22 protein-coding genes are annotated in these 23,564 nt (G+C 73.5%); 12 read left to right on the top strand and 10 right to left on the bottom strand.

From position 1 onward, the window contains the following. The first annotated feature begins 31 nt into the window (after positions 1-31). Complete coding sequence (locus tag ACZ4WH_RS24760) at positions 32-1,513, top strand: vWA domain-containing protein (RefSeq protein ID WP_468184045.1); 1,482 nt, start codon at positions 32-34, stop codon at positions 1,511-1,513. A gap of 132 nt (positions 1,514-1,645) precedes the next feature. Then, positions 1,646-3,568: an AMP-dependent synthetase/ligase gene (locus ACZ4WH_RS24755; RefSeq protein WP_468184043.1), complete on the top strand. Its 1,923-nt coding sequence runs from the start codon at positions 1,646-1,648 to the stop codon at positions 3,566-3,568. 51 nt (positions 3,569-3,619) lie between these two features. Here the strand turns inward: ACZ4WH_RS24755 and ACZ4WH_RS24750 are convergent, their stop codons facing one another. Further along, complete coding sequence (locus ACZ4WH_RS24750; RefSeq protein ID WP_468184042.1) at positions 3,620-4,018, bottom strand: rodlin; 399 nt, start codon at positions 4,016-4,018, stop codon at positions 3,620-3,622. 248 nt (positions 4,019-4,266) lie between these two features. Here ACZ4WH_RS24750 and ACZ4WH_RS24745 point away from each other — a divergent pair, with 248 nt between their 5' ends. The 3 genes from ACZ4WH_RS24745 (at position 4,267) to ACZ4WH_RS24735 (ending at position 7,573) form a co-directional block, all read left to right on the top strand. Next, positions 4,267-4,665 carry a rodlin gene (locus tag ACZ4WH_RS24745; RefSeq protein ID WP_468184039.1) on the top strand — a complete coding sequence of 133 codons (399 nt, stop codon included), beginning with the start codon at positions 4,267-4,269 and terminating at the stop codon, positions 4,663-4,665. Between the two features lie 236 nt (positions 4,666-4,901). Beyond that, a complete protein-coding gene (locus ACZ4WH_RS24740; RefSeq protein ID WP_468184037.1) occupies positions 4,902-5,144 on the top strand; it encodes a chaplin in 243 nt (80 codons plus the stop codon). A 1,121-nt stretch (positions 5,145-6,265) separates the two neighbouring features. Next, a complete protein-coding gene (locus ACZ4WH_RS24735; RefSeq protein ID WP_468184035.1) occupies positions 6,266-7,573 on the top strand; it encodes a glycoside hydrolase family 26 protein in 1,308 nt (435 codons plus the stop codon). A 14-nt stretch (positions 7,574-7,587) separates the two neighbouring features. On the opposite strand, the gene ACZ4WH_RS24730 is transcribed toward ACZ4WH_RS24735, so the two are convergent. From ACZ4WH_RS24730 to ACZ4WH_RS24690, 9 genes are all read right to left on the bottom strand, one after another. After that, positions 7,588-8,727 carry a GNAT family N-acetyltransferase gene (locus tag ACZ4WH_RS24730; protein WP_468184032.1) on the bottom strand — a complete coding sequence of 380 codons (1,140 nt, stop codon included), beginning with the start codon at positions 8,725-8,727 and terminating at the stop codon, positions 7,588-7,590. After that, positions 8,724-9,371, bottom strand: a complete 648-nt coding sequence (locus tag ACZ4WH_RS24725; RefSeq protein WP_468184030.1) for a YveK family protein — start codon at positions 9,369-9,371, stop codon at positions 8,724-8,726. The genes ACZ4WH_RS24730 and ACZ4WH_RS24725 overlap by 4 nt, the downstream gene beginning before the upstream one ends. Beyond that, positions 9,368-10,525: a glycosyltransferase gene (locus ACZ4WH_RS24720; protein WP_468184027.1), complete on the bottom strand. Its 1,158-nt coding sequence runs from the start codon at positions 10,523-10,525 to the stop codon at positions 9,368-9,370. The genes ACZ4WH_RS24725 and ACZ4WH_RS24720 overlap by 4 nt, the downstream gene beginning before the upstream one ends. Next, positions 10,522-11,214, bottom strand: coding sequence for a polysaccharide deacetylase family protein (locus tag ACZ4WH_RS24715; protein WP_468184159.1), 693 nt, complete (start codon positions 11,212-11,214; stop codon positions 10,522-10,524). The genes ACZ4WH_RS24720 and ACZ4WH_RS24715 overlap by 4 nt, the downstream gene beginning before the upstream one ends. Positions 11,215-11,266: 52 nt before the next feature. Beyond that, complete coding sequence (gene murJ, locus ACZ4WH_RS24710) at positions 11,267-12,982, bottom strand: murein biosynthesis integral membrane protein MurJ (RefSeq protein WP_468184157.1); 1,716 nt, start codon at positions 12,980-12,982, stop codon at positions 11,267-11,269. A 238-nt stretch (positions 12,983-13,220) separates the two neighbouring features. Next, entirely contained in the window at positions 13,221-14,582 is a 1,362-nt protein-coding gene (locus tag ACZ4WH_RS24705; RefSeq protein WP_468184024.1) for an O-antigen ligase family protein, read from the bottom strand. Between the two features lie 3 nt (positions 14,583-14,585). Then, the gene (locus ACZ4WH_RS24700; RefSeq protein ID WP_468184021.1) at positions 14,586-16,007 is read right to left on the bottom strand and encodes an exopolysaccharide biosynthesis polyprenyl glycosylphosphotransferase; all 1,422 of its coding nucleotides are present in this window, start codon (positions 16,005-16,007) and stop codon (positions 14,586-14,588) included. Further along, the gene (locus tag ACZ4WH_RS24695; protein ID WP_468184018.1) at positions 16,004-17,230 is read right to left on the bottom strand and encodes a glycosyltransferase family 4 protein; all 1,227 of its coding nucleotides are present in this window, start codon (positions 17,228-17,230) and stop codon (positions 16,004-16,006) included. The genes ACZ4WH_RS24700 and ACZ4WH_RS24695 overlap by 4 nt, the downstream gene beginning before the upstream one ends. 56 nt (positions 17,231-17,286) lie before the next feature. Next, on the bottom strand, positions 17,287-18,384 hold the full coding sequence (locus tag ACZ4WH_RS24690) for a DUF3344 domain-containing protein (protein ID WP_468184015.1): 1,098 nt from the start codon (positions 18,382-18,384) through the stop codon (positions 17,287-17,289). Between the two features lie 213 nt (positions 18,385-18,597). Here ACZ4WH_RS24690 and ACZ4WH_RS24685 point away from each other — a divergent pair, with 213 nt between their 5' ends. The 7 genes from ACZ4WH_RS24685 (at position 18,598) to ACZ4WH_RS24655 (ending at position 23,530) form a co-directional block, all read left to right on the top strand. Then, a complete protein-coding gene (locus ACZ4WH_RS24685) occupies positions 18,598-18,837 on the top strand; it encodes a chaplin (RefSeq protein WP_468184012.1) in 240 nt (79 codons plus the stop codon). 172 nt (positions 18,838-19,009) lie between these two features. After that, a complete protein-coding gene (locus ACZ4WH_RS24680; protein WP_468184009.1) occupies positions 19,010-20,209 on the top strand; it encodes a hypothetical protein in 1,200 nt (399 codons plus the stop codon). 133 nt (positions 20,210-20,342) lie between these two features. After that, a complete protein-coding gene (locus tag ACZ4WH_RS24675; RefSeq protein WP_468184006.1) occupies positions 20,343-20,630 on the top strand; it encodes a hypothetical protein in 288 nt (95 codons plus the stop codon). A 161-nt stretch (positions 20,631-20,791) separates the two neighbouring features. Next, the gene (locus ACZ4WH_RS24670) at positions 20,792-21,295 is read left to right on the top strand and encodes a DUF5949 family protein (RefSeq protein ID WP_468184003.1); all 504 of its coding nucleotides are present in this window, start codon (positions 20,792-20,794) and stop codon (positions 21,293-21,295) included. 268 nt (positions 21,296-21,563) lie between these two features. Then, positions 21,564-22,076 carry a hypothetical protein gene (locus ACZ4WH_RS24665; protein WP_468184001.1) on the top strand — a complete coding sequence of 171 codons (513 nt, stop codon included), beginning with the start codon at positions 21,564-21,566 and terminating at the stop codon, positions 22,074-22,076. A 100-nt stretch (positions 22,077-22,176) separates the two neighbouring features. Beyond that, the gene (locus tag ACZ4WH_RS24660) at positions 22,177-22,680 is read left to right on the top strand and encodes a tyrosinase family oxidase copper chaperone (protein ID WP_468183998.1); all 504 of its coding nucleotides are present in this window, start codon (positions 22,177-22,179) and stop codon (positions 22,678-22,680) included. Further along, a complete protein-coding gene (locus ACZ4WH_RS24655; protein ID WP_468183995.1) occupies positions 22,664-23,530 on the top strand; it encodes a tyrosinase family protein in 867 nt (288 codons plus the stop codon). Before ACZ4WH_RS24660 ends, ACZ4WH_RS24655 begins: the two co-directional genes overlap by 17 nt. The last annotated feature ends 34 nt before the right edge of the window (positions 23,531-23,564 follow it).

Below are 23,564 nucleotides of genomic sequence, written 5' to 3'. Positions count from 1 at the left end.
CCGACGCCAACAGGCCGACGGGGAGGACCAGGTGGAGCGGTACGGGGAACACCGGACACGGCGGGCGCTGCTCGCGCTCACGGCCGCGGCCGGACTGCTGCTGGCGGCCTGTAGCGCGGGCGACGCCGCGCAGACGGCCGACGGCAAGGACCGTGGCGGCGGGTCCGGAGCGGTCCGGGAGGACGCCGACGGCCGGCTGTCCACCTTCGCGCTGGACGTCGACACCGCCTCCTACACCTACGCGCGCCGCACCCTCGCCGACGGCCGCAGGCCCGATCCGCAGGCCGTGCGCCCGGAGGAGTTCGTCAACAGCTTCCGCCAGGACTACCGGCGGCCCGACGGCAACGGCTTCACTGTCACCGTCGACGGCGCCCGCACCGGCGAGCCGGACTGGTCCCTGGTCCGGGTCGGCCTCGCCACCCGGCCCGCCGCGCCGGACGCGCACCGCCCGCCCGCCGCGCTCACCTTCGTCATCGACGTCTCCGGCTCCATGGGCGAACCCGGCCGCCTGGACCTCGCCCAGCACGCCCTGAGCACGCTGACGGACCGGCTGCGCGACGACGACTCCGTCGCCCTGGTCACCTTCAGCGAGGACGCCGAGACCGTGCTGCCGATGACCCGGCTGGGCGGCCACCGGGACACGGTCCGCGACGCCATCGCCAGCCTGGAGGCCCAGAACTCCACGAACCTCGGCGCGGGCGTCGAGGAGGGGTACGCCACCGCCGTGGAGGGCGCGCGCAAGGGGGCCACCAACCGGGTCGTCCTGGTCTCCGACGCCCTCGCCAACACGGGTGAGACCAGCGCGGACGCGATCCTCCGCCGGATCGACGACGCCCGCCGCGAACACGGCATCACCCTCTTCGGCGTCGGCGTCGGCAGCACCTACGGCGACTCCCTCATGGAGCGCCTCGCCGACCGGGGAGACGGCCACACCGTGTACGTCTCCGACCCCGGCGAGGCCGACAAGGTCTTCGCCGGGCAGCTTCCGCGCAACATCGAGCTGACCGCACGGGACGCCAAGGCGCAGGTCGCCTTCGACCCGCACACCGTCACCGACTTCCGCCTCATCGGCTACGACGACCGCAAGGTCGCCGACCAGGACTTCCGCAACGACCGGGTCGACGGCGGCGAGGTCGGTCCCGGCCACACCGTGACCGCCCTGTACGCCGTCCACACCCGGCACGGTGCCCACGGTCACCTCGCCACCGCCACCGTCCGCTGGCTCGACCCGGAGACCCGCGACCCGCACGAGGCGTCGGGCGCCCTGGAGACCGGGGCCCTGGCCGGCTCGGTCTGGCGGGCGAGCCCCCGCTTCCAGGTCACCGCGGTCGCCGCGTACTTCGCCGACGCCCTGCGCTCCGGCTCCACGGACGGCCGGGCCCTGCCCGGCGCCCCGGGCCTGACCGGTCTCGCCCGCAGGGCCGCGGGGCTGGCCGTCACCACCGAGGACGCCGACGTGCGCGACCTCGCCGACGCGATCCGCCAGGCGGGCGGCACCGAGCCCGCGGAGTGAGACCGTGGAGTGAGACCGCGGAGTCAGACCGTGGAGTGAGCCGCGCGGCCCCCATTGACCTTTCCTTACTTACGAGTAAGTTGACTCTTCGGTAGGGACCTTGGAGGCCACGCACCGCCACCGGGAGCCGGCATGGGCGTACGCAGGGATCTGAAACGGGCACGGCAGCGCACCGATCTCGCGGACCGCGCCGCGGTGGAGATCGTCCGGGACGCCACGGGCGAGGTCCGCGAGGTGCGCGCCGCACCCCTGGCACCCCCGCTCACCTCCGGTTCCCTGGCCGACCTGCCGTTCACGCACGCGGCCGAGACCCCCGACGCGGTGCTGCTGCGCCGCCGCGACCGCGGTGGTGCCTGGCGCCCGGTCACGGCGGCGGCCTTCGCCGCCGAGGTCGCCGCCGTCGCCAAGGGGCTCGTCGCCGTCGGCCTCGAACCGGGCGGACGGGTCGCGGTGATGTCCCGCACCCGCTACGAGTGGACCGTCCTGGACTTCGCGGTCTGGGCGGCCGGCGGGCAGTCCGTGCCGGTCTACCCGACCTCCTCCGCCGAGCAGGTGGAGTGGATCGTCCGCGACTCCGGCGCCCGGTTCGTCGTCACCGAGACCGCCGCGAACGCCGCCACCGTCACCACCGGCACGGCCGGCCACGCGCACTCCCCGCGCCTGTGGCAACTCGACGCCGGCGCCCTGACCGACCTCACCGTCCTCGGCCGGGACCTCCCCGACGAGGAACTCGCCAAGCGGCGCGGCGCGCTCGGCCCCGACACCATCGCCACCCTGTGCTACACCTCCGGCACCACCGGCCGCCCCAAGGGCTGCGTCCTCACCCACGCCAACCTGCACGCGGAGGCGGCGGGCACCGTGGAACTGCTGCACCCGGTCTTCCAGGCCGTCACCGGTCAGGCCGCGTCCACCCTGCTCTTCCTGCCGCTCGCCCACATCCTCGGCCGCACCCTCCAGCTCGCCTGCCTGCTGGCCCGCATCGAGACCGGCCACTTCCCGAGCGTGAAGCCCGACGAACTGCGGCCCGCGCTCAAGGAGTTCCGGCCCACCTTCCTGGTCGGGGTGCCGTACCTCTTCGAGAAGATCCACGACACCGGGCGGGCCACCGCGGAGAAACTCGGCCGGGCCGCCTCCTTCGACCGGGCCGAGCGCGTCGCCGTCCGCTTCGGCGAGGCCCACCTGCGGAAGTTCCTCGGCACCGGCAAGGGCCCGGGGCCCGGACTGTACGCCGCCTGGGCGCTGTACGACCTGCTGGTCTACCGCCGCGTCCGCAAGGAGCTGGGCGGCCGGATGCGGTACGCCATCAGCGGTGGATCCCCGCTGGACCGCGACCTCAACCTGTTCTTCCTCGGGGCCGGCATCGTCGTCTACGAGGGCTACGGCCTGACCGAGACCAGCGCCGCCGCCACGATCGTGCCCCCGCTCAGCCCCCGCCCCGGCACGGTCGGCCGGCCGGTGCCGGGCGTCTCCGTGCGCCTCGCCGACGACGGGGAGGTGCTGATCAAGGGCGGGGTGGTCTTCGGGTCGTACTGGAACGACCCGGCCGCCACGGACGCCGTGCTCCACGACGGCTGGTTCGCGACCGGTGACCTCGGCGCGCTGGACGACGACGGCTATCTCAGCATCACCGGCCGCAAGAAGGACATCCTCGTCACCTCCGGCGGCAAGAACGTCTCGCCGGCCGTCCTGGAGGACCGGCTGCGCAGCCGCTCACCCGTCGGCCAGTGCCTGGTCGTCGGCGACAAGCGGCCCTTCGTCGCCGCGCTGATCACCCTCGACCCGGAGGCGGTCGCCCACTGGCTGTCCGTACGGAAGCTGCCGCCGGACACCCCGCTGTCCGCGCTGGTCCACGACGAGCGGATGCGCGCCGAGGTGCAGAAAGCGGTCGACCACGCCAACGAGGCCGTCTCCCGCGCCGAGTCGATCCGCGCCTTCGCGCTGGTCGAGGGCGAGTTCACCGAGGAGAACGGGCTGCTCACCCCGTCGCTGAAGGTCAAGCGGCACGCGGTGACGGCCGCGTACGCGGAGCAGATCGAGGCGCTGTACCGCCGATGACAGGCCGAAGCGGGCCGCCGAGTCACTCGGCGACCCGCTCCGCTCACCGAGTCAGCCCTCGCCGTTCTGGGAGAGGACCGACACGTCCTCCAGCAGGTGCGCCAGCGCACCGTCGCGCTTGACGTTCGAGGAGTTCTCGGTGCACTGCTGCTGCATGTGGTCCGACAGGATCGGAATGTCGTGAACGTTGACACCGGCGAGGGCGCCGACGCCGACCGGAATGTCGTTCACCGCGATGCACGGCTTGTTGAAAGAACCCTGGATCAGGGCGATCTGCGGGCTCATGTTCCCGTACGTGGCCGAGTTGCCGTAGGTCTGCCATCCCGCGTTGCCGTTCGCGACGGTCGGTCCGTCGTCGTTCCCGAGCGCCAGCGCCTGCGGTGCCGCGGCGGCGGAGGCGCCCATGGCGGAAGCGGCGACGGCCGCAGTGGCAACAATCTTCTTGATCACTGGCCAGTCCTTTCTGAGGAAACCCCGTCCACCGGAGCGCACTGGTCAACTCCGCGGACCTTTCCTGGTTTCTCCCGTTCACTCCGTCGGCCGATGTGGTGGGCTGGTGGTGTGCTTTTCGGATTGATGACTTCTCGTCACCTCCCAAGGGCATTGCGCTCCAACCGAGTGAATCAGCGGAACCATTCCCGATACGCCGGGTTGATGAGGCCGTAGGGCATGCGTCGCTACGAGGAAAGGAACGCGAAGTGCTCAAGAAGGCAATGGTCGCCGCCGCGACCGCCGCTTCTGTCGTGGGAATGGCGGTGGCGGCCGCGCCGCAGGCGCTTGCCATCGGCAACGACGACGGGCCGACCGTCGCGAACGGGAACGGCGCCCTGTCGTCGTTCGGCAACTCGGCGACGAAGGGCAACATGAGCCCGCAGCTCTCCCTGGTGCAGGGCTCGCTCAACAAGCCCTGCCTCGGTGTCCAGGACGTCGACGTCGCTGTCGACGCGGCCATCGGCGGCACGATCCAGGACATCCCGGTTCTCTCGGACCACCTGCAGCAGCAGTGCTCCGACAACTCCGCGAACGCCAAGCGTGACGGCGGGCTCTCCCATGTCCTGGAGGACCTGTCGGTCCTCTCGGCCAACGGCGAAAGCTGAGCCGGTCTGTCGGCCCGGGCCGTCCGCTGCACCGACTGCGGGCCGCCCGGGCTCTTTTCGTGAAACCGGTAGGAGAGAAAGCGTGTGAGGAAGGGGTGCGATCGGGTGATTCTCGCGCTTTTCGCGTTCTGTGGCCTTCCAATGTGTCTATCTCTCGTTCCGTGCCGCGACCGTTCACGTCGTGCTCACACGGTTCTGGCCGTCATTGGGGCATGACCCCGGAGAAGGGAACATTCATGAAGAAGACCGCTGCTGTCATTACGGGCGCCATTCTGGCCCTGGGGCTGGCCGGACCCGCTTTCGCCGACTCCGGGGCCAATGGCGCCGCCACGAACTCCTCGGGCCTCGTGTCCGGAAACGTCATCCAGGTCCCGATCCACGTTCCGATCAACATCTGTGGCAACACGATCAATGTCATCGGTGCGCTGAACCCGGCGGCCGGCAACACCTGCGTCAACGGCGACGTCCACAAGAACTGACGACGCGGCACAAGGCACCAGCCCCCGGGCTGCGGACTGGCCGGCCCCGGACCGCCGATCCGTCGATTCCGCGCTCCGGGACCGGCCTTCGCAGCGGTCGCGGCCGGCGCCCCTCCCGGTCGACGTCTGCGGCGACTCAGTCGGCGCGGCCGCGGCGCCGAACCTGGCGTTCGCCAACTCCTGTGCCACCACGACGGCCCACGACCGACCGGGCCGAGGTGTCGGCTGTCCTCCTGAAGAACCCGCCGACTCGGGGAACGACGGCTCGGGTGATCCGGGCCACGGTGGTTCGGGGGTTCCGGCGCACAGCGGCTCGAACGACTCGGGTCATGGGGGTGCGGAGAACTCGGGTCACGCCGGCACGGACGGTTCGGGACACGGCCGTTCGAAGGACTCCGGGTGCGGTGGCTCTACGAACTCGGGGGTCGGCGACTCGGGCGACTCCGGATACGGCGGCGCCGACCACTCCGGCGGACGGCCGGCCCTGACGGCGACCACTCCACGCCCCGGTCACCGGTCACACCCCGCCGCCCGGCCGTGGGGACGGGGAGTCCCCCGGGCAGCCGCCCACGCTGCCGCACACCGGTGGTGCCGGCCCGGCGGTGATCGCGACATCGGCCGCCGGCGCCATCCTGATCGCCGCCGGGGCGATCCTGTACCGGCGGGGCCGTTCCGCCTCCCGCCGTCAGCGCACAGGGCGCCGGATCAAGCGCCCGGCACCTGGGCGCCCCCGCCGCTTCGCCCTTCCGCCTCCCGCCGCGCACGTCGCGCTCCCGTGCCCGGCGCGTGGCGGCTCCGCGCATCTCGTCGCTCCCGGCAATCGCGGCCGGTCACTTGCCACGCCCACGCCTCGCAGGCTGCGGCATGCTCCCGCACCCTGCGCCTCGCCACTCCGACACCCGCCGTGTCCGGCCGCCTCCCAGCGCGCAGGTACCGGTCCCGCTCCGACCGCGGCCCGCTTGCCCGTGCAGCGTGTGCCCGTTCACCCGTGCGGGGGTTCGGCAGGCCGAAAGCGATATGCGCACCGGCATCAGTCGTATTGATATGACTGCGCACCGGTTGCCGGTTGCCGGGTGACGCGACGCCGCGACATCGAGTGGCGAGTGCAGAAGGGAGCGGGCATGGCTCCGCAACAGCGCAGGGCCCGGGCCGGGTGGCCGGCCACCGTCATCGCGGCGGCGCTCTTCGTGTCGGCCACCCTGGCGGCCGGCCCAGGCCTCGCCGTGGACCACCCGGGACCGTCACGGGCCGCCGTCCCGGCCACTCCGGTCCCGACGGCTCCGGCGACGACCCCGACGACCCCGGCAGTGCCGTCACCTCCACTCCTTCCAACAGCCCCCACGTCGGCCACGCCCCCCGTCCCCCTCCTCCCGACGCCGTCGCAGACCCCCGTGCCCACCGGCTCCGGCCGCCCTGTCGCGGACTTCGGGGCGTTTCTCGACTCCGGGCCGCGTGGCGTCGCTCGCATGGCCGAGTTGAGTCACTGGCTCGGCGGAACGGAGTTGAAGGTCGCCCACACCTATCTGCCCGGGGGGCGCTGGCGTGACATCGAGGGGGCGCCCGGCTTCCTGGACGTGTGGGCGCAGTGGCGGCGTGAGAAGGCGGACCGGACGCTCGTCCTCAACGTGCCGATGCAGGAGCGCAACGAGGAGAACCTCTCGGACGTCCAGGTGCGGTGGCTGCTGTTGCAGGCCGCGGACGGCGCGTTCGACCACCACTTCAGGGCCCTGGCCGAGCGGTTGGTGGAGCTGAAGGTGCCGGACACGGTGATCGTGCTGGGCTGGGAGATGAACGGCACCACCTACACCCACCGCTGCGGACCGGACCCTGAGGCCTGGAAGACGTACTGGAACAGGATCGTCGCCACCATGCGCTCGGTGCCGGGGCAGGACTTCCGGTTCGACTTCACGCCGAGCCGTGGCCGGGACGCCGTACCGTGGACGGAGTGCTATCCCGGGGACGCCACGGTCGACATCATCGGCATGGACGCCTACGACCAGCCCAGCGGACTGTCGTTCGACGAACAGGTCACCGAGCCCTACGGTCTCCAGCAGCACGTGAATTTCGCCCGAGCCCACGGCAAGGCCCTCTCCTATCCGGAATGGGGGCTCTTCCGCAACGGTGACAACACCGAGTACATGCGGCGCATGCTCGCCTGGATCGACGAGCACAAACCGCTGTACAACACGCTGACCGACTACTGCCCGCACGGCGTGTGGCAGTGCTCGGCCAACCCCCGTTCGTCCCGGATCTACCGGGCCGCCCTGTACGGCCGCACCGAGCAGCCGGCCCAGGTGCCCACGCCGACTCCGGCGCCCGCACGCGAGCCGGCGCCCACCACCGAACCCCCGGACCGCTGCCGGCCTCCGGCCCTGGGCGACTGGGTCGAGTACTGGCTCGGCGAGCGACTCTGCATCCCCTTCGACTGACGGACGCGGAGCCGTCAGCGCTGGGCCTGCTCCCGCCACCGGAGCAGCACTTCCCTCCCCCGCTGCCGGGCGTTCGCGTCGCACAGCGCGGCCATCAGCAGCGGGGCGGTGCGCCGCCGGGCCATGAGCAGCCGTCTGTTGACGACCTGTTCGGGCCGCCAGTGCCGCTTGTACGGTTCGTCTCCGCGCAGCAGACTCAGCGTGCGGGGCTCGCTGCCGCCGGTGTACTCGGCGCAGGCGTCCAGCAGCATCACCGCCACGTCCACCTTCCGCCGGCGCAGGTCCGGATGCGCGCCGTACAGGTAGCCGCCGGCCAGGCTGCCCGAGACGAGGGTCAGATCGACGGCCACCACCTCGTCGTCGATCCGGAACTCGGTGACCACCGCGTTCCCCGAACGCACCATCGGGCCGACAGCCCGCACCAGATGCTCCCGGAACCGGGGTCGCAGATGTTCGCTCGTCACCTTCCGGTCCTGCCATTGCAGCCGGTGCAGTTCCAGCAGCCGGCCGATCGCCGCGTCCACCTCGTCCGGGCCCACCGCCCGCCGCTGGACACCCAGGGCGGTCAGCCTGCGCAGCTTCGCCCGCGCCCGCTGGCCGGCTTTGGCCGAGGGCAGCCGGGCGATCAGCTCGTCCATGGGTACGGCGGGCAGTTCCAGGCACAGCGAGTCGTCCACCGTGCGGCGAGGCCCGCGCCAGCGGTCGTAGATCCGCTCCACCGCGCCGCCCGGGCGTACCTCGCGGAAGTCGATCAGCGCCGTACCCGCCGCGACCGTGAGCGCCTCGGTGAGCGCGCCCGCCGCCCGCCCGTTGTCGCCGTCGTCCAGCAGCACGTCGGCGTAGTCGGAGATCGTCCCGCCGAGTGGCACCAGCGTCGGCAGCGGCCGGCACACCAGCATCAGCGGCGCGGCGGCCACCAGTTCCCCTCCGGCGTGTACGACCAGCAGCCGAAGCCGCCCGGGCAGACCGTACGACAGCCACCACGAGTGCAGCCAGGCGTGGCTCTGGAACGGCGTCGCGGCGGCGCACCGCGCGAAGAGCCGCCCCCAGGCGGGGGCCAGCGCGGCGAACCTCTCCCCGTCGGTGACGAGTTCGCTGATCAGTCCCGTGGCGCGGGCGGTGCGCGTGGCGCCCGCCGGATACGTGGAGATCACCGCTGGCCGTGTACGTCGGCGGCGACGGCCGGACCGGGCACCGAGGGCGACCGAGTGATCTCCTCCTGCGCACGCCGCTTCGGGCGTACCAGCAGCGCGAGGGCGCCGAACAGCCCGCCCGCGCTCGCGCCGACCAGTCCGGTCACCGCAGGGGACGGCGAGCTGGGCGCGCTGGGCTTCCCCGCGCGGGAGAACTGCAGGAGTCCGACGTGGGTGTCGGCCTTGGTGGCGTCGGCGTGGTGGATGAGCGCGCGGGCGACGGCGTTGGCCATGTCGGCGGCCTGCTCCGGGTGGACGGAGGTGGCGGAGACGGCGACCATGGGCGCGTCCGGTGATGTCGCGGTGCGCACGCTGTCGCGCAGGGTGCGCACCGGAACCCCGGCCCACACCTGGGCGTCGCCCAGCACCCCCACCTGGGTGGCGACCCGGCCGTAGGCCTGTGCGAAGCCGAGCGCGGTGGCGGTGTCGGTCCGCTCACCCGGGACGGCGACGACATAGCTGGTCGCCGTGTACTCCGGGGACTTCAGCACGCCGTACCCGCCGCCCAGCAGGCCGCCCGCCAGGACACCGGCCGCCACCAGCGACCAGGGTGGGAGCGCGCGGAGGCGGGAGGTTCGGCGGTGCGGGACGTGGTTCTCGGTCATGACGGGCTGACTCCCTCGAGGGATCGGGACGGGGGGACCGTGCGGGTGAACGCCGCCGTGTACACATCCATGAGCCGGGCGGCGCTGCGGGTGATGCAGTAGTGGCGGGCCGCCTCGGGGGCGGTGCGCGGGCCGGGCCCGGCGGCGCGGACCTCGGCGAGCGCGCGGGCGTAGGCACCGGCGTCGCACGGGACACGCACCGCGTCCGGGGCGGCCCCGGGCGGCAGATCCTCCAGGGCGGGACAGGAGGCGTAGCGCACCGGCAGTCCGGCCGCCAGCGCCTCCACGACCGCGAGGCCGAACGCCTCCTCGGGGGAGGGCGCGGCGAGCACGTCCATTGCCGCGGCCAGCGCGGGCAGGTCGGGGCCGGACGAGCCGTCGGGCAGGTACGGCCGCTCCCCGGCGAACAGCACCCGGCCGGCGATCCCCGCCTCCCGCGCGGCCCGCCGCAGCGCGGGCTCCTCCGGGCCGCCGCCGACCAGCAGCAGCCGGCAGTCGGCGGGGAGGCGGGCGAGGGCGCGGATCAGGACGTCGAAGCGTTTACCCGGGACGAGCCGGCCGATACCGCCGATGACGAACGCGTCGGCGGGCAGCCCGAGCCGGTCGCGGGTGCGCCGGCGGACGTCCGGGTCGAAGGCGAACCGTGCCAGGTCGATGCCGTTGGGCACCACCGCGATGCGCGGCTCGGGCACCCCCCAGCGGGCGAGCCGGGCGGCGACCGTGGGGGAGACGGCGACGGTGGACCCGCCCAGCCGCTCGCCCAGCAGATACAGGGCGCGGACCCCCGCGGTGAGCGGCCGGCCCTCCATCTGCGAGTCGCCGAGGGAGTGTTCGGTGGCGACGACCGCACGGACCCCGGCCAGTCGGGCGGCGACGCGGCCGTACAGGCAGGCCCGGTAGAGATGGGTGTGCACGAGGTCGTACCGGCCGCGCCGGATGTGCCGGGCCAGCCTGGGCAGCGCGGCCAGGTCGCGGTTCCCGGTCATCCCGAGGTGGGTCACCCGTACCCCGTCGGCCGCCAGCCCGTCGGCCACCGGCCCCGGGTTGGTCAGCGTCACCACCTCGCACGCGACCGGCAGATGCCGCAGCAGCAGACGCAGTTGCTGTTCGGCGCCGCCCACGCCGAGACCGGTGATGATGTGCAGGGCCCTCACCGCAGCCCCTCGACGGGCCGACGGCGCAACCGGTGCAGCCGGTACTTCAGGAACAGGCGCACGGCGGTGTCGTTCTCACCGATGTACACGCGCGGCAGGACGTGCGGGCCGGTCAGCTCACCGGGGTCGATGGCGCAGGCGTAGGCGTAACCGGCCTCCCGTACGGCCTCAACGGCACGCCGGTCGACCGTGCCGTACGGATAACAGAAGCCGGTGACCGGGGTGCCGGTCAGCTCCTCCAGCTCCGCCCGGCTCTCGGCGGTCTCGGCCTTCAGCGCGATGTCGTCGGCTCGGGTGAGGTCGACGTGGGTGAGGCCGTGCGAGCCGATCTCCACGCCGGCGGCGGCGGCCCGCCGGATGCCGTCGGCGGTCAGCAGCGGCTTGCGCGGGCCGAGGGGATCCCAGGCGTTGTCGCCGCCGAGCCGCCCGGGCAGCACGAACAGGGTCGCCGTACACCCCCAACCGTCCAGCAGCGGCAGGGCGTTGTCGAGGAAGTCGGCGTACCCGTCGTCGAAGGTGAGCGCCACCAGGTCCCGCCCCTGACCCCGGGCCCGGGCGGCGAGCAGCTCGGCGACCGACACCCCGCGCAGCCCCCGCCGGCGCAGCCAGCGGAGCTGCCGCTCCAGCCGGTCCGGGCTGACCGTGATGTGGTACGGGTCGTCGGAGCAGTCGCCGACCGAGTGGTACATGGCGATCCACGGGACCGGGCCGGGGGTGAGGTGCCGGGCGGGGGCCGGGGACTCAAGGAAGGACGGCATGGGCGAGCTTTCGGGTGAGGGTGCGTACGGAACGGAGTGCGGATGCGAAGCCCTGGGCGCCCAGGGCCCAACCGAGCAGGAGGAACACGACGGTCACCGTGGCGCCGCCGGCGGCCAGCCCGGCGAGCGGGGCCGACGGCAGCCTCCCCACGAACCCGCCGGCCACGGTGGCCACCACCGCCGCCCGGAGCGGACGGCTCAGCTCGTGCAGCACCGGCCCGGTCCGGATGGGCACGCTGCGGCGCCGCATCCCGGCGAGGAGCAGGAGGGCGGTGAGGGTGATGCCGGTGGCGTTGGCGGCGGCGATCCCGGTGACCCCCCAGGGACCGAGCGTCCAGGCGCCGATCCAGGAGGTCGCGACGATGCCCGCGGTCATCGCGGCCAACGGGTACCAGGCGGCGCGCCCCGCCGAGAAGTAGGAGCGGACCAGGACGCCGGTCAGGGTCTGGCCGAGCAGGCCGATCCCGTACACGCGCATCACGCCGGCGGTCGCCGCGGTGTCCTGGGCCGTGAACGCACCCCGCTGGAACAGCAACTCGATGAGCTGCGGTGCGCAGGCCACGACCGCGGCCGTACCGAGCAGCACCAGGCAGCCGGCCAGCGCCAGGTCCTGCTCCACCCGGTTCCGGGCCCGCTCGGTGTCGCCGTCGGCCAGCGCCCGCGCCACCACCGGGAAGGTGACCGTGCACAGCATCATGGACAGCGTCATCGGGATCTGCGCGACCTTCTGCGCGTAGTTCAGGTGCGAGATGGCTCCGGCGGGCAGCTCGGAGGCGAGGAACCGCTCGATCAGCACCTGCGATTGCCGGCACAGCGCGAACAACAGCACCGTGGCCAGCAGCGGCACGTCCAACGGCTGCGCCGCGGCGGCGGCTCCGGCCTGCGTCCCGCTGATCCGGCGGCGGCGCAACTGCCGTACCAGGGAGGGAAGCTGGACCGCCACCATCAGGCAGCCGCCCACCGCCACCCCGAACGCGGCCGACCGCACGCCCCACCGGCCGCCGAGCGTGTACATCGCCGTGATGATGCCGACGTTGTACGCGAGGTAGATCGCGGCCGGTGCCAGGAAGCGGCGGTGCGCCCTGAGGGCCGCGCTGGCGTACCCGGCGAGGCCGAAGCTGAGCACGCACGTCGCGGTGAGCCGGGTGCAGTCCACGGCGAGAGCGGGGTCGGGCAGGCCCGGTGCGAGCGCGGTGACGAACTGCGGCGCGGCCACCGCGAGCAGCGCTCCGACCGCCGTGAATCCCAGGGCCAGCCGGGGCAGGGTGCCGGCCACCAGCGACCGCACGGGATCCCCCGGGGCGCCCCGCGCGCGGCGGGCCAGGGCCATGCTGAACGCCGGGATCAGCGCGAAGGCCAGCCCGTCCTCGATCAGCAGCGTGGCCGCGAACTCCGGCACGGTCCACGCGACCAGGAAGGCGTCCGTGTCCGGCCCGGCCCCGAACAGCCGGGCCAGTGACTGGTCCCGCACCAGCCCGAGCACCGCCGCGGCGATGGAGAGGCAGGCGGTGACGAGGGTGGCGTGAGCGAGGAAACGCCCAGTGGGTGGGGCGTGTTCACGGGCCGGGGGGGTGGGGGCCGGAGTGGGGAGCGGCGGCTGGGCCGGGGCAGGCGGCTGCTGCGTGGGGGTGGGGTCGAGGGGCGGCGGTACCGGCGTCGCCGCGGGGTTCGTCCCGGTGGGGGCGGGGTGTGCCGGCAGGTGGGCCTGGCCCGTTGTGGGGGCGGGGTTCACCGTGGGGGGTTCGGCCGACCGGGCCACCGGCAGAGCGACACCGCCCGTCCCGGGTCTCGCGTCCACCGTCGGCCCGTATGCCGTACCGGGCCGCGGCCCCGGTGCGCCGCCGGTTCCGGAGCGCGTCATTTCATCGGCCTTCGGTTGCGGTGGGGTAGCGTCCGGTGGGGTGTCGGCTGTCGCCTTCGGGCCGGGTGGATGACCGTCATCGCAGGGCCGCCTCCCCTGTCACCCTCTCCCGCGTGACGGGGGAGAGGGTGCTGCCGCAGGAAACGGCCCGGTCCGCGCCGACCAGCGCCCACCAGGCGACCAGACCGAAACACACCGCCGTCAGGACGGTCGACGGGCCGCCGATGTCGGCATACGCGAAGTCCACGAGCTGCCACACCAGCAGGCCGCACGCGATCAGAGCGCAGTCCAGGCTCCGGCCGCCGGCCGCCCGGGCCCGCCACAGGCCGCGCAGCGCGCACACCAGCAGGGCGAGCCAGGAGCCCGCGAGGCACAGCAGTCCGAGCAGACCCTGTTCGCTGAGGACCAGCAGGTACATGTTGTGCGGTGAGAGCAGCGGCTGCCGACGGTAGGCGGCCCCCGCGCCCGCGATGTCGCTGCCCGCGGACAGCGCGAGCGAGGCGTGTCCGTCGCGGTGCTCGGGGAAGCCCTTCAGACCGACGCCGGTCAGCGGGCGTTCGCGCCACATGTCGACGGCCGCGGCCCACATCGTGTACCGGTCGGTGACCGACTGGTCGGGCGCGTCGGTGACCTGGGTGATGCTGTCGAACCGTTCCTGGAGCATCGTCGTACCCACCCCGAACCCGCCCACCAGTACCAAACCCGCGGCCAGCACGGCAGCCCCCGCCTTCAGTGCCCGGCGCAGGCCGGCCAGGACCAGCTGGACGGTGACGGTGACCGCGGTCGCGATCCAGGCGCCCCGGCTGAAGGACAGGGCGAGCGGAACCGCGAGGGCGAGCGCGCAGCACGCGGCGAACGCCCGCTCCCGTCCCATGGACCGGCCGAGCGCCAGGCCCACGGCGCACACCAGCCCGAAGGAGACCACCGTCGCCATGCCCATCACGTCCGTCGCCCCGAAGGTGCCGACCGCCCGGATGTCCTGGCCCTGGTAGGAGGCACCGGTGCCGGTGACGTACTGGTGCACGCCCAAAGTCCCCTGCCACCCCGCGAGGGCCACCACCGACCAGGCCAGCAGCCGGAAGTCGGCCCGGCCGCGGACGAGGAGGACGACGGCGGCCGGAACGAGGACGAAGACCTGGAGGTAACGGCCGAGCCCGGTGATCGCGGCGTCTGGCGCCACCGCGTGCAGCGCGGCCGGCGCGAGACCGGCCACCGGCAGCGCGAGGACCAGCGCGGCGGTGCGGGTGAGCGGGCGGCGGCGCGCCCGCAGCAGCCGTACCGCGCAGAAGAGGACGACCAACGCGGACAAGGCGTCGGCGGGACCCGCACCGCCCTCGTCGCCGGAGGCGACCGGCAGCGCGAGCAGCGCGACCACGGCCAGCACCGGCAGCAACGGCGACGGTCGCGCGGGGCGGTGGAACGGCAGGCTGAGGGCCATCGGTCAGCTCCCCGTGGACCGTACGAGCGCGGCGGCGGTGCGCAGCATGATGCAGACGTCCTGCCACAGCGACCAGTTGTCGATGTAGGCGTTGTCGAAGCGGGCCCGGTCCTCGATCGAGGTGTCGCCGCGCAGCCCGTTGATCTGGGCGAGCCCGGTGATGCCCGTCTGCATCCGGTGGCGGGCCGCGTAACCGGGGTAGGTCCGGCTGAACTCGGCGACGAAATAAGGCCGTTCGGGGCGCGGGCCGACCAGGCTCATGTCGCCCCGCACGACGTTCCACAGCTGGAGCAGCTCGTCCAGCGAGGCCTGCCGCAGGAACCGGCAGAACGGGTTCATCCTCCGTTCGCCGGCCACGCTCCACCGGGTGGCCGCCTCGTGCTCGTCGACCGGGCGGTGGGTGCGGAACTTCAGCAGCGTGAAGGGGCGGCCGTCCTTGCCGATGCGCTCCTGCCGGAACACCACCCCGGGCCCGTCGGTGAGCCGCAGCACCACCGCGCAGGCCAGCAGCACCGGGCTGACCAGCACCAGCAGCGCCCCGGACACCACGATGTCCAGCAGCCGCTTGGCAACGCTCGTCCGCCGCCGCGCGCCCAGGTCCAGACGGCGCACGGCGAACCCGGCGAGCTGGTCGCGCATCTCGTACGCCGGACTGTCCGCGTCCACCTCCCGCAGCGTGCAGCCGGACTCGGCGAGGGCCCGCAGCAGCGGCTCCTTCTCGGTGCGCACGGCCGGGTGGACGGTGAGGACGATCCGCACCCCGTTCTGGATGAGCGCCCGCTCCACCTCCTCGCCGGTGGTGAGCACCGGCAGCCCGCCGGCGCCGTCCTGGTGTTCCGCGACCACGCCCACCGGCCGCACCCCGCAGCCCGGCTGCCGAAGCAGCGCGGCGGCCACCCGCTGCGCGGTCGCCGCGGGCCCGATCACCAGGGCGGGACGCGGGTGGCGGCGCAGTAGGACCCGGCGCCGCCAGTAGACCGCGCCCCGGCCCGCACCGGCCGCCGCCGCGTGGAGCGCCCAGCCCAGCAACAGGGTCCGGGTGGTGAGGGCGCGCTCGGGGTCGTACGCGGCGATCAGCGCGGCCAGGCCCAGCCAGACCACCGCGATCCGCCCGCACACCGTGGGCAGTTCGTCGAGCACACCGGGCACCGGGCGCGCGGAGTGCGGGCGCAGCAGCAGTGCGCCGGACACCAGCGCGGCGACCAGTACCGGTCGGCGGGCGGCCTCGTCCAGCACGACCGCGCCCACCAGCGCGGCGGACAGGTCGGCGGCGAGCAGCGGCAGCGACGAGGCGGGCCGCGCGGGCGGGCGCCGCACCGGGGACCGGAAGCCGCCGGCGGCGCGGGCCGGCAGCACCGAGACGGGCGAGAATCCGTGGTCCCATGGCTGCGAGCCGGGGGAGGGAACGGTGCTTTCCGCAGTCACGAGTGGATGGACTCCCTGCACTCGGAGGACACGAGCTGGGCTGATTCGGCGCCCGCCGCCGGGACGCCGGGGCCTGGATCGCCGGCGTTGGGGCTGGTGTCGGCGGTGCCGAGGAGTTCGGCGTAGAGGGTCGCCATCCGTTCGGCTGTGTGCCGTACGTCGTGTGTGGAGAGGACGTGCCGGCGGCCCTGGTCGCCGAGCGCCGCGCGCAGGGATGGGTCGGACAGCAGTGCGGTGACCGCGTCGGCCAGCGCCACGGGGTCCTCCGGCGGCACCAGGCACCGCGCGGCGAGTGCGGGCGGCAGGCTCTCGCGGGCGCCGTCGACGTCGGTGAGGACGACGGGGGTGCCGCAGCCCAGCGCCTCCAGCGGGGCGAGCGCCATGCCCTCCCAGCGCGAGGGCAGCACCACCAGGTCGGCGGCCCGGTACCAGGGCACGGGATCGGGGACGGCGCCGGCGAACCGCACGGACGGGGGCGCATGTTGGCGTAAGGCCTCCCGGTCCGGGCCGTCGCCGACCAGTACCAGTCTCGCCCGTGGCACCGCGCCGAGGACGTCGTGCCAGGCGCGCAGCAGGACGTCCTGGCCCTTTTGCCGGCAGAGGCGGCCCACGCAGACGACGAGGGGGTCGTCTCCGGCGCGGCGCGCGGAAGTTGACGGTGTGTCGGTGACGGGGGCCGGTGCGAAACGGGCCGTGTCGATGCCGTTCGGGATGACCGTGTACGCGGCGCGCACCCCGGCACGCAGACCTGTCGCGCGCTCCGCCTCGCTGACGCACACCACCCGGTCCGCCCAGCGCGCCCCCCACCGCTCCCAGCGCAGGGCGAGCGCCGCGGTGAGGCCGCCGACCGCCTCGAAGGACCAGGCGTGCGGCTGGAACACGGTCGGGACGCGCCCACGGACCGCGAGCCGCGCCGCCAGGCCGGCCTTGGCGCTGTGCGCGTGCACCAGTTCGGGCCGTACCTCGTCGATCAGGCGTACGAGTTGTCGTACCTCGCCCGGCAGTCCGGGACCCGGGGACCGGCCCGCCCGCCAGTCCCGGACGTCGGCGCCCAGTTCTCGCAGGCCGGCGGCCAGTGCGCCGCCCGGGCAGGCCACCGTGACCCGCAGGCCCGCCGCGAGCTGGGCCCGCGCCAGGTCGAGCACGACCCGGGCGACACCGCCGTCGACGGGTTGCGCGAGGTGCAGGAGCCGGGGCCGAAGGTCGGGTGCTGGCTGGTGCATGCGCGGGTTACCTCGCTCAGGGGGGACGCTCGGGACTGCGGTCGTGAACGCGGCTCCTACTTACGGGCGTCCACGGCGGCGAAGAGCGCGCCGGCCCATGCCGCGTCCGCGTGGGAAACGAGCCGGAAGCCAGGCTGGTCACCACCGCGCCGCAGAGCCCGGCCGAGATCCAACACGTCGGAGTCGTAGCCGAGCGTGTTGTCGTAGGCCGGGATCCGCCGGGCGGGTACGTCACCCGGTTCGCTGATCGTGGAGTTGAGTACGTCGTCCGGGGGATTGGCGGAGTCGCGCAGTGCGACGGGCGTACGCCGGGGGCCGACGGAGAGCGTGAGCGTCTCGCCCACGCTGCCCCGGTCGCCGTCGTACGCCACCAGGCCGACGCGTCCGCCCGCCCCCGCCGGTACGCGCATCCCTGTGAGCCGGACGTCAACGGGGGTGTCCAGCGCCTCGAAGCCGTCCCAGAGGGCCAGCTCGCGCAGCGGTTCCGCGGGGTTCTCGTACCCCACCACCAGGGTCCAGCCGCCCCACGCCCCGGCCGCGGGCCTGCCCCCGGCGATGTTGATCTGGGCGACGGTGTACAGTCCCGAACCGCTTTCCCGTACCAGCCGGGTGACGTCGGCCGAGGCCTGGAAGGCGTCCGCGCCGGCTGCCTCCCGGTGGCCCTCGACCGTGTCGGCGAGGACCTCCCTGTACGTGCCGTCCGGTCCGGCGATCAGTACCCGCCCGTTGTCGCGCGGCGGATTCTGCTCGCCGGCGCGCGGATTGCCGCCCCAGTACAGCCGGGCGTACGTCACCCGGCCGCCCTCGGGGACGCGGAGCTCGGCCCGGGAGGAGTTGTAGGTGCGGGGGTCGCTGTCGACGTCGACGTAGACCATGTCGAAGTCGCCGTTCGCCGCGGTCCGTCCTGCCCGCACCGCCTGGCATGCGGATGCCTCCGACGCGCGGCAGCTGACGGAGGCGTTGGCCGCGCGGACGAAGCCGCCGTGCTGCACGGCGTGGTGACGCGGGGCGAAGACCTGGCGTGCGGCCTCGGGGGAGGGTGCCGCGCCTGTCCGGGCCGCGGCCGGGGTCGTCAGGACCGGGAGGACGGCGAGGGTGGTGGAGGCGAGGGCGCCCGCCGTTGTACGCAGCAGCGGACCCAGGAGATTGCGCATGACCGGCGGTGCCCTTTCGCACGTCCCGAAGAGATTCGCAACTCTAGTCGATATACCTACAAATGCGGACAAGATTGGCAAGTGTGTTGGAAAGGTGAAGGCGTCCCGTCCTTACATCACCCCATTGGCGGCACAACCCCCGGCAGTGCCGTGCGTTGACACTGCGCCGGGCGTCCGCTCGGATGTTGTGTCGATCCCAAGGAGCACCTCTCCATGTCGCGTATCGCGAAGGGCCTGGTCCTGACCTCCGCCGCCGTCGCGGCCGTCGCCGGCGGTGCCGGCGTTGCCTCCGCCGACGCCGGTGCGGGCGCCGCCGCCGCCAAGTCGCCGGGCGTGCTGTCGGGCAACGTCATCCAGGCCCCGATCCACGTCCCGATCAATCTGTGCGGCAACACCGTCGACGTCATCGCCCTGCTGAACCCCGCGTTCGGCAACGCCTGCGTCAACGACTGACGTCGGGGCGCAACCCTTCGGCCGGCCGTCCGCCTCGCGCGCTCGTCGCGGGGCGGGCGGCCGGTTTTGCGCTCCTCCGAACGGATCACATTCCGTATGCGAGCGGTTGCGCACGGAGATCGGTGAATCGACGGTGGGCACAGGTCCCCACTGTTCACCGAAAGGAACACCCATGCGTGATCTGCCTGTCCGGCGTCTCGCGTCCACCGTCCTGTGCGCGTCCGTTCTGGTCGGCATCACCGGCCCGATCGCGGTCGCCGCCGACGCGTCCCGGGAGCACGACCGTGCCGCCTCCCGGGCGCCTGTCCCGGCAGCGGAGAAGGAGAAGCTGCTCGCACAGGTCAGGACCCTCGGCACCGCCGGGGCCGTCCTCGATCCGGTCGTCGACCTGCTCAACCAGTCGCTGGAGAAGGGCAAGCTGCCCGCCGACGAGGCCAGACGACTGGGGGAGGCGGCGAAGCAGGCCATCGTCAAGGCCGCCACCGACCCGAAACCGGCCGCCCCGACGGCTCCGGCCCAGGCGACGGCCCCCGTGCGCCCGTCGGCCCCCTCCCGGCCGCCGGCGCCCACTCAGCCGGCGGCGTCCGCGCAGCCCGCGGCTCCCGTGACGTCCACGGCGGCGACTCCTACGACGGCGTCCAAGCCCGCGGCTCAGGCGACGCCGACGGCATCCGCGTCTCCTGCGACGGCGTCCAAGCCCGTTGCTCAGGCGACGCCGACGGCATCCGCGTCTCCTGCGACGGCGTCCAAGCCCGCGGCTCAGGCGACGCCGACGGCATCCGCGTCTCCTACCGCACCGGCGAAGCCCGTGGCTGCGGCGAAGCCTGCGGCACCCGCTTCTCCGGCGACCACCGCGAAACCCGCGGCTCCTTCGGTGCCGGCGACTTCCCCGGTGGCGCCGAAGCCCACCAAGCCGGTCACCACCGCCACGCCGACCGCTCCTGCGTCCCCGACCGCTCCTGCGTCACCGGCGGCCTCTGCCAAGCCCGCGAGCCCCACCACCCCCGCGTCACCGTCGGCCCCCGCGTCACCGCCCGCCTCCGCGTCAGCCTCCGCCCCCGCCGTCTCCGGCGTCCCGGCGGCCCTCACCGTGCAGGCGGCCAAGCGGCACGCGGACATCGTCAGCCCGCCCTCGTCCCGTGACCTGGCCGGTGACGCGCTCTCCGCGTTGCAGACCGCGATCGACAATCTGGTGAAGGCGGTCACCGGGCAGCTCGACCAGCTCCTGTCGTCCGCCACCGACGTGGTGTCCGGCCTGGTCGACCTTGTGGGTGCGACCCTCCTCGGCGAGGAAACGCCCGCCCCCAGCGTCGAATCCCTGCCCTCACTGCCCAGCCTCCCCGCGGAGCCGAGCCAGTCGGCGACCGGCTGAGGCGTGTGGTTCCCGGCGGCTGCACGGCAATTTCATATGTCTTCTCGATGCGGAGTTTCCGACCCGGCCGGACATCGTTAGGCACGGCGTCAGAAACCCCTGGGTGACGTGAGTTGCCGAAGAAAGGAACACGATGAAGTCCCTGAAGGCCGCCGCCGTAGTCACCGGTTCCGTGGCCCTTGCCGGCGTCGCCGCACCCGCGTTCGCCTACGACGCCCACCACCTGCCGCCCATGAGCGTCAACGGCGCGCTCGCCCAGCTCGCGGAGAAGCCACCCAAGGTGAAGGACCTGATGCCGCTACAGCACCAGTCGAAGGCGCTCGACACCGAGAACAAGGACTCCGTGCTGAGCCACCTGAAGGACGTCACCACGTCCGTCAACGGCCGGCCGCTGCTCGGCGGGCTGCCCCTGAAGCGCTGACGCCCTCCGCCCCCGACGGGCCGGTCCCGCAGCCACGCGGAACCGGCCCGTCGGCGTATGACGGGGGCAGGTCCCCCGATCGTGTGGAGTCGCTTCGGACGCTGCTCCGGAAGGGTGACAAGCCGTCAGGGCGCACCACGGCCCGTCGATAGGGTCGCGCGGTGACCTCAGTACCCAGCGAAATCCGCCCCTTCCGCGCCGCCGACCTCGGGACGCTCGCCCTGCTCGCCTGGATGGCCAGGAACGAGGGGGGTACCGGCAGGACCCCCTGCCTGCTCGCCTGCTCCCTGGGCGACGGGCCGGGCGGCCCGGAGGGCGCGTCCGCCGCCGTGGCGCGGCTTCTGGACGACATGCGGCTGCCGGTGGGCGGCGATCCCGTCGACGGCACGACCCGGCCGAGTCTGAAGGTCAGCATGCTGGTCGTCGCCGGCCAGATCGTCCTGCAGATGCCGAACGTCACCACTCAGGTCACGCCGCCGGCCGAGTGGCTGGAGGCGGTCGGGAACCTCGGTTACACCTATTTCATGTTCACCACGCGCGTCTGCCCCACGACCGGCCCCCGCCGGCCGGTCGCGGGCCCGGAGCTGGCCGCGTTCGCGGGAGCCCCGGAAACGACGAACTCCGCCGCGCACGTCTACCTGCCCGCCCGCAGCCTGCGCGCCTGACGCTCCGGTACGCGGACGGAAGCCGCGGCCCCGCCCCCTCGCTCGTCCTCACCCGGGCCGCCGGCCTGCTCGCCTCGCTGGTCGTCGCCGCGGACGAGTGCGTTTCGCACCTCGGCGTGGTCGGGGCGCCGTCGCCGACCCGTCGGTGAGACTTCTGGACGAGCCGACTATTACGGCACTCGGGGGAATTTCGAGATGAAGGCGTTTTCCGCTCGTTACCCGGTACGGACCTCGAACCCCCGCAATTCCTGAAGGGACCGTACCTGACATGAAGCCGACCACCCGAGGAACCCTTGCCGCCGTCGTCACGGGCGTCGCGGTCACCGTGGGCGCCGCAGCCCCCGCCGCGGCATCCGGCACGGTCCCCGTCCCCGTGCCCCTGGGCGGCGCCGCCCGGTCGCTCGGCATGGAGGTGCCCAGGGTCGGCGCCGAACTGCCGCTGCTCAAGCCCGGCGCCCCCGACGGGCCCCGGTACGTCACGGGCCGGCTCCTCCCCGACCGGACCCTGCCCCAGCTCCCGGTGAGCAGCGGGCTGCCCGGCCTCGACGCCAGGGCCCCGCTGCCGCACCTCCTGGATGACGGCTACGACCACGTCGACGTGGACTCACCCACCGGCGACCTGCGAGCCCTCACTCCCGGCCTGTCCTTGGACGCCCCCCTGACCGCACCCGCCGGGGGCGACGCCGGTCTGCCGGGCGTCAGGGTCCCGCAGGCCGGTGTCCTCCCCCCGGTCGTGCGGACCGTCGCGGACGGCAACGTGGGCACGGGTCCGGGACTGTGACCGCGCACGACCGTACCCGCCGTATGGCTCCTTGGCGGTGACTCCGCGCGCTCCCGGCCGGTTAGCCGGTACGGACATGTGAACCGGACGAGGAGCGAGCATGGTCGTCGGTATGGGCGGAGTCGGGGTCGGTGCGGAGCGGCGGGCCGGGGCGGGGGCGGCCAGACCGTCCCGGCGGGAGATGGCGCGGGGGCTGCTGGCCTCCGCCACCGCGCTGGCGCTGGCACCGCTCGTCGCCGCATCCCGGCCGGCGCCACCGGCCCAAGGCCCCGGCGACAGCTCTTTCGACGAGACCTACCGGGGCCGCCGTATCCGCGGTGCCCTGGTACCCGCCGCGGGCCGCGAGGAGGCCGACATCGAGTGGCGGATCACCATCGACGGCAGGCCGCTGCACCTGATGCGCCGGGCCGACGGCACCTGGCTGAGCATGATCGACCACTACACGTCGTACCGGACGCCGCTGGAGGCGACCAGGGCGGCCGTGGACGAGATCGGGCCCGGCCGGCGGCTGCGCGACCTGGCGCCGCGCCCACTCGTCGGACACTTCGGCGCACGCACCGGGGAAGAGGCGCACCAGGGGGGCCCGCATGGCGTACGTGCGTAGGAACGTCAGCACGCTCACCGCGGGCGAGCGACGACGGTTCGTGAACGCGCTGCTGACGCTGAAACGGCGGGGCGAGTACGACGAGTTCGTGCGCCTGCACATCGACTTCTACACCACCGACGGCGAGCACGGGCTGCGCACCGCCCACATGGCGCCGTCCTTCCTGCCCTGGCACCGCAGGTTCCTGCTGGAACTGGAGCGGGCGCTGCGCCGTGTCGACTCGTCGGTGACGGTGCCGTACTGGGACTGGACCCGGGACCGTACGACGGCCTCCGTGCCGTGGACGAAGGACCTGCTCGGCGGGAACGGCCGGCGCTCCGACCGGCAGGTGATGACCGGTCCGTTCGCCTATGCGGCGGGCCACTGGACCCTCAAGGAGGGCGTCACCGACGGCACGTTCCTCACCCGGGACCTCGGCCGCTCCGCCGCACCTCTCCGACTGCCCACCCGGAGCGAGCTGCAGTGGGCTCTGGACGACCCCGTCTACGACGCCTGGCCCTGGGACTCCACCGTCCGCAGGGGCTTCCGCAACAAGCTGGAGGGCTGGGGGGCCGGCAGCGGCAGCGGCTCCTGGAAGAACCACAACCGGGTGCACCGCTGGGTCGGCGGGGCGATGCTCGGCGGCGCGTCCGTCAACGACCCGGTGTTCTGGCTCCACCACGCCTTCCTCGACCTCCAGTGGTACCGCTGGCAGCGGGCCCACCGCAACCACCGCTACCTCCCGGCCGAGCCGCCCGGCACCTCCGACCGGCAACACCGGCGGGTCGTCGCCCGGCACGAGAAGCTGCCGCCGTGGGACGAGACGCCGGACGAGCTGGAGGACGTGAGCCGGATCTACCGGTACGTGTGAACGGGGACGTGTCCGCATGCGGCAAGAGCCCCGG

Source organism: Streptomyces sp. NPDC029138 (assembly GCF_055564375.1).
This window is presented reverse-complemented; position numbering and strand designations above follow the sequence as displayed.